Source organism: Enterococcus sp. GPZ-007 (genome assembly GCF_059374735.1).
Genome location: NZ_JCAFYN010000015.1, coordinates 75,887 through 81,976, shown reverse-complemented (window position 1 = coordinate 81,976; position 6,090 = coordinate 75,887). Strand labels below are relative to the sequence as shown.

The 6,090-nt window shown below is 41.8% G+C and carries 7 protein-coding genes; 5 read left to right on the top strand and 2 right to left on the bottom strand.

Annotated elements, in window-relative coordinates; genetic code table 11:
* Both AC4J95_RS09910 and AC4J95_RS09905 read left to right on the top strand, forming a co-directional pair.
* On the top strand, positions 1 to 538 hold a 538-nt coding region (locus AC4J95_RS09910), incomplete at its 5' end, for a helix-turn-helix domain-containing protein (protein WP_494549742.1).
* 105 nt (positions 539 to 643) lie between these two features.
* A complete protein-coding gene (locus tag AC4J95_RS09905; RefSeq protein ID WP_494549741.1) occupies positions 644 to 1,618 on the top strand; it encodes a tRNA dihydrouridine synthase in 975 nt (324 codons plus the stop codon).
* A 329-nt stretch (positions 1,619 to 1,947) separates the two neighbouring features.
* Here AC4J95_RS09905 and AC4J95_RS09900 read toward each other — a convergent pair whose 3' ends face one another.
* Together AC4J95_RS09900 and AC4J95_RS09895 are read right to left on the bottom strand one after the other, a co-directional pair.
* Positions 1,948 to 3,003: a hypothetical protein gene (locus AC4J95_RS09900; RefSeq protein WP_494549740.1), complete on the bottom strand. Its 1,056-nt coding sequence runs from the start codon at positions 3,001 to 3,003 to the stop codon at positions 1,948 to 1,950.
* A 509-nt stretch (positions 3,004 to 3,512) separates the two neighbouring features.
* Positions 3,513 to 3,842 (bottom strand): ArsR/SmtB family transcription factor, encoded by a 330-nt coding sequence (locus AC4J95_RS09895; RefSeq protein WP_494549739.1) that lies wholly within the window; start codon positions 3,840 to 3,842, stop codon positions 3,513 to 3,515.
* A 171-nt stretch (positions 3,843 to 4,013) separates the two neighbouring features.
* Here AC4J95_RS09895 and AC4J95_RS09890 point away from each other — a divergent pair, with 171 nt between their 5' ends.
* The 3 genes from AC4J95_RS09890 (at position 4,014) to AC4J95_RS09880 (ending at position 6,050) form a co-directional block, all read left to right on the top strand.
* On the top strand, positions 4,014 to 5,015 hold the full coding sequence (locus tag AC4J95_RS09890; protein ID WP_494549738.1) for an NADP-dependent oxidoreductase: 1,002 nt from the start codon (positions 4,014 to 4,016) through the stop codon (positions 5,013 to 5,015).
* A gap of 64 nt (positions 5,016 to 5,079) precedes the next feature.
* Entirely contained in the window at positions 5,080 to 5,571 is a 492-nt protein-coding gene (locus AC4J95_RS09885; protein ID WP_494549737.1) for a macro domain-containing protein, read from the top strand.
* Between the two features lie 56 nt (positions 5,572 to 5,627).
* Positions 5,628 to 6,050 carry an ASCH domain-containing protein gene (locus tag AC4J95_RS09880; protein ID WP_494549736.1) on the top strand — a complete coding sequence of 141 codons (423 nt, stop codon included), beginning with the start codon at positions 5,628 to 5,630 and terminating at the stop codon, positions 6,048 to 6,050.
* Positions 6,051 to 6,090: the final 40 nt, after the last annotated feature.

The window sequence follows — 6,090 nt, the reverse complement described above, 5'->3', positions numbered from 1 at the left end:
AAAGGATCTGGCGGCTTTTTTGAATGTTACCCCGCAGGCTATTTCGAAGTGGGAACGCAATAAAAGCTACCCTGATTTAGATATGCTGGTGAAATTGAGTCAATACTTTCAGGTATCGGCAGATGAGCTTTTGGGAAATTCGAAGCCTTCTTTTTTTGCCTCTTTCTTTTCTAAAACGAAAAAAGAAGACGAGTTAGAAAAATCAATTGAGATAAAACAATACCCTAAAGGCAAGGTGCCTAAAGCGGTAAGTATTGATAATATGTCTGGTTTTCTACGAATTACTTTTGATAATGAGGAGATACGTTATTTGAGATCGCATTTATTTGATGAAATGCTCGATCTTTATGTCCCGAAGAAAGGAAGAATAAAGCGTAATCTATTCGCGTTTGGCAGGTATACTTCCTATCACTGGATCGGCTCGGAGTTTGAGTTTAAAGAGTCGGGCGAAGTGATTCTCAACGGTACGGATTCTTATTCGCCTGAAGAACTGTGGTATGACAGTAAGGCGCACATCAACGAACTTCCTTTCCCTTAGCTTCCTAGTTAAGGGCTTTTTTTAGATTGTAATTTGTATTTTTGCTTCTTCCACCAAACCTTAGTATAATGACGTTGTTTTGATATTTAGGAGGAAGCATACATAATGAAGAGTAATTTTTGGGCAGAGCTGCCAAAGCCCTTTTTTATCTTGGCACCGATGGAAGATGTGACGGATGTGGTGTTTCGCCATGTGGTGAAGGAGGCTGGGGCTCCTGATGTTTTCTTTACGGAATTTACGAATTCGGATAGTTTTTGTCATCCTGATGGGATCGAGAGTGTTCGTGGACGGCTGGCTTTCACGGAGGATGAGCAGCCGATGGTGGCACATATCTGGGGGGACAAACCAGAATTCTTTCGTGAGATGAGTATCGCGTTGGCAGAAATGGGATTTAAAGGAATCGATCTGAATATGGGCTGTCCTGTGCCAAATGTCGCAGAACGCGGCAAAGGCAGCGGCTTGATCCTGCGACCTGAAGTGGCGGCAGAACTGATTGAAGCAGCGAAAGCAGGCGGTTTACCTGTCAGTGTTAAGACGCGGCTTGGCTTCACGGAACTTGCTGAGATGGAGAATTGGATCAGCCATCTGTTGAAGCAAGATATCGCGAATCTTTCGGTTCATATGCGGACGCGGAAAGAAATGAGCAAAGTCGATGCGCATTGGGACCTGATCCCGCAAATCGTAAAAATGCGCGATGAGCTTGCACCGCAAACCTTGATTACGATCAATGGGGATATCTTGGATCGTCAGATGGGGCTAGAGCTTGCGGAAAAATATGGTGTGGATGGTTTGATGATCGGGCGCGGGATTTTCAAGAATCCGTATGCTTTTGAAAAGGAATCGAAAGAGCATTCACCCAAAGAATTGATCGGCTTGCTACGTTTACAGCTTGATCTGCAAGACAAATATGCGGAGCAGGTTCCTCGTTCGATCGTTGGGCTGCACCGTTTCTTCAAAATCTATGTCAAAGGGTTTCCTGGCGCGAATGATCTGCGGGTGAGTCTAATGAATACCAAATCAACGGCAGAAGTTCGAGTGCTACTAGATAGTTTCGAACGTCAGCATGAAGAAATGGCTTAAGAAAGTTGCGTTGAGGCATGCTCAACCGACAACTAGATGACTAAAAATAAACAGGTGAATGGTTGACTGTATGGCGAGTGCAGTGGATCTTTCGCCTGTTTCGTTTTTTATGCATAAGCTTTTTTCAAAAAAGAAGGGTCTATTTGATTTCATTGTTCACTTAATCGGTACACAAAATCGAACGGGTCTCTTGATCGACTTCGGATTGTTTGGCTTTTAGACAGGACAAAGAAGCTTATTCATGACTAATTTTTCCACACTAAATAGACCGGCCTGCTGCGCCTTTTTTTTACTCAAAGTGACAGAATGGTTTTAGACAACGGTCGGCATCACTTCCATTTCTTGCCCTTCTTTTTCTTCTTCTTCTTGGTTGACGGCTTGTCTTTTTTCTTCTTAGAAGTTGACTGAAGTCCTTTGGTGTTTTTTTCCGTGTCGTCTATCTCCTGCGGCTGCTGTTTCGCGTTTTTGAGTGAAGGTGGTTTCTCTGTTGCTTCAGGATTTGGCGCGGCGGAGCACCCCTTCGGTTCAACTGGCGGAGCCGCTTGTGTCAATTGGTACATCGCTTCATTTTTTTCCATGACCTTATCATAGGACAAGGTGCTTTTACTTGCTTCGCTTGCGGCGGGCTGGGTTGGTTTTTGTGGTGTTTTACTACTATTAATAGAAGAAGCTGGTTTTTCTTGCTTTTGAGTTGTTTGTGGTTCAGTTGTTTTCTCGCTGTCTGAAGCTGGAACGGGCGCTTCTGCCTGCGGTACTTTATAGTCCACAGTGATGCTGGCTTTGACCGTGTGATATTCAATTAATTCCGCAAAGCGCCTTACGCCTTTCGTAGACTTGAAGATCGTCAACGTCGTCAAAATTTGCAATACGCCCGCTGTTTCAGCGATCTGACTTTCTGAATCAACTGGGATTTCTTTCGTATCACGCAATGTCCACGTATATTTTTTCCCATCCGCATCCTTAAAAATGGCGACAGTATTGAATTTTTCACCGGATACTTGCGGTGTTCTACGGGTCTTTTTCTCTAGAAATTCATTATATAAACAAGCTTGCTTGGTAATTTCATGGTATTCTGCTTCATTAAGGAATAACCGATCAATGACGGTCTGCCAGTCTTCTTTCAGGAATTTTTTGAAGTAAACGACATGGCGGCGCAGAGTATCATTGGGCTCAGCGGTCAGGAAAATTTGACGGATGAGGTCTGTTAACGACTCCAGAGCATAGTCTTCGACACACATCGCCTCCCGCAAAAGTATCGTCACAAGGTACTCGACGACTTCGGCGGCATTGTTGGTTTGTTCAAAGTATTGGCTCACGCGCTTCATAAGGTTGTCCTTCTTCATGAAAAAAAGTTGCCTACCTGCTAGTGCCTTGACTAATTTCATCCTGATCAATCCTCCATTTTTCTTAGTGACTTGTTTATTAAATAAGAAAAGCGTTACATTTATCTGATAAGGATAGGATAACACTAGTTTTTGCGATTTTGAATAGAAAATGGCTCATTCATTTCTTTAAATAAATTTTAAATGCGTGAATAATAAGGTTTTTAGTGATTTTTTTGTTGATAGGAGGCTTGGATTGATGAGGATAAAAATAACAAATAACAGATAAGCGGATTTAATGAGGGATTACAGAAAGCATTTATTTGATTTTTTTAAATTTATAAAGGTGGTTAATTATGCTCGATTATTATAATTTTTTTGCAGGAAAATTGTTTATATTGATAAAAATAGGTTTCTATTTCCTTTAAATCATTCTGTCGAGTAATTTCTTATTTGGAGAATCTCGACATGTTAGACGGAAGAAAGCGGATATAAACAGAGGTTGGTTTTTGCCATTAAAGTGGTTGAAGAACGAAAATCTTTTAGCAACTTTCGTTCTTCAACCGAGCCAATTAACCTATTTTTTCGATGATCTGACTCACATGAGTTAGTAGCTTCTTGAGTTTGTTGATCTCGCTGACATCGTGCGATAAATAGTAATAATTTTTGGTTCCTTCGCTGCGATAATCTATCAATTTGGCTTTTCTCAAAATCTTTAAGTGGTGAGAAACAGCTGGTCGAGAAAGCTTGGTCGTTTCAGTCAAATCGGTTACACGTAATCCTTTACAAGCTGCTGCTTCTAGTAGTGCAATAATGATGGCTTGGCGCTTTTCATCACCAAGGGCAATAAGAAAATCACTAATTTCAGAAAATTCATCTTGGATTCTTTTTAAATCGGTCATCGGTCCTCACCTTTTGTTTATTATTTTAAACCATTGAACCATTGCTGTTTTCACTTGTCAATTGTTAACGATTCAAAGAAGTTGACGAATTTTATGCTATCAAGTAAGATACTTTTCGGATTAATGGTTTAAAAATTTAAACGAAACAGATGCATTGTGAGGAGAAATAGAATGAAAGCAGCGATGATTCAGAAATATGGGCAAGAAGAACTTAAACTAGTTGAGACAGCGAAGCCGAAGATACGTGAGACGGATGTATTGGTAAAGATCAAAGCAGCGAGTATCAATCCGATCGACTTAAAAACCAAGGATGGAAAAATGAAGCTGCTGCTGAAATATCCAATGCCGTTGATACTAGGCAGTGATTTTTCGGGAACGGTAATAGAAGTTGGAAAAAGTGTGACGGATTATTTGGTTGGTGATAAAGTGTATGGTCGAGTACAAAAGGATCGTATCGGGACTTTTGCTGAATATATCGCAGTGGCTCAGGAAGACCTTGCTCTGATGCCTAAGAATTTGAGTTTTGAAGAAGCAGCGGCGATTCCTTTAGTGGGCTTGACAAGCTATCAGGCTTTATATGAGATCATGCAGCTGACGGCTGAAGATAAAGTCTTGATTCAGGCGGGATCAGGTGGGATCGGTACAATTACGATCCAACTAGCGAAACTATCAGGAGCATACGTGACGACCACGACCAGTGAAAAAAATGTTTCATTCGTAAAAGCGCTAGGTGCTGATAAAATCATTGACTATCACAAAGAAAATTTTGAGGAGGTCCTTTCCGATTTTGACTATGTGTTTGACACGCTGGGGGGCGAAAACTTGGAAAAAGCGTTTAAGATCATTAAGTCTAAAGGGAAGGTAGTGACATTATCGGGTATCCCAAACAAATCGTTTGCCAAAGCATATGGGCTGCCACGGTGGAAACAAGGAGTATTGGCATTGGCTAGCTGCAAGCTCAGTCGTTTAGCAAAGAATGCCGGAGCCGAATATCATTTCTTATTTATGCGGCCAGATGGCAAGCAATTGGGCACGCTGACCGAGCTGGTGGAAGCAGGAAGAATTCGACCGATCATTGATCGAGTGATCGAATTTGAGGATATTCAAGAAGCTATCAGCTATTCAGCTTCTGGTCGAGCAAGAGGGAAGATCATCATCAAAATGTCGAATTGATGAAGGCAGCCCCCCTCTTCATTACTGCTATAATGGAGGAAATAGGTGAAGGAGGCAGAACAAAATGTTTGAAGTAAAGCTTGGTGATATTTCACGTCTTGCAGTTCACGTCGATGCGATCGTCAATGCGGCAAATTCGGCTCTGATTCCTGGAGGCGGGGTCGATGGTGCCTTGAATCGAGCGGCCGGTCCGAAATTAAAGCAAGCCATGGCGAAGATTGGTGGGACACCCACTGGGACAGCAGTAATTACACCGGCATTTGAATTGCCTGCGGATTATGTGATTCATGCAGTTGGACCGCGGTATATTGATGGCAAACATGATGAAGAAGTATTGCTGTACTCTGCTTACGAAGCCGTTTTTCAGCTGGCTCATGAATATGAAGTTCAAACACTAGCTGTTCCGGTATTAAGCGCAGGGATCTACGGTTATCCGAAAGAACCGGCAGCGGAAATTCTTTATAAGGTAGCCAACAAAGACAAAAATCAGTCGATCCATACGATAGTGATTGTCTTTGAAGAGTCTTGGCTCTCGATTTTTGAGAAGATCCAGTAAAAAAGCAATATTGAAAACGGTTGATTTTTTTAGCATATAGGAAATTAAGTGATAAAATGATAGTAAATAAGATAAAAAGTGAGGCGAACGATTTGAAAGCTATCTCGATTCACCCGGAGCCGGTGATGGAAATCCTTGCAGGAAAGAAAACAGAGGAATATCGTTCATGGACGACGCATCATCGTGGTCCGCTATTGATCTGTTCGACAGCGATCAAGACTTCCGGCTGTATTTCGGGTCATGCGGTTTGTATCGTTGATTTAGTCGATGTTAAAAAATTAGCCGAAGATTCATATGCATGGATTTTTGAGAATGTTCGCTGTATCAAGCCATTTCCGATCAAAGGACAGCGGCGTCTGTATCATGTACCTGATGATCGAATCGTTGAGCCAGAGGCTGGTGAATTTATATTCGAGGATGGGGAGAAGGTCGTGACCGAAGAATTTTGGCAAGATTACTATTTATCCTTAATTAACTAGGCGCTTTACTGAATAATGCTAATAACAGTTTGGAATATCA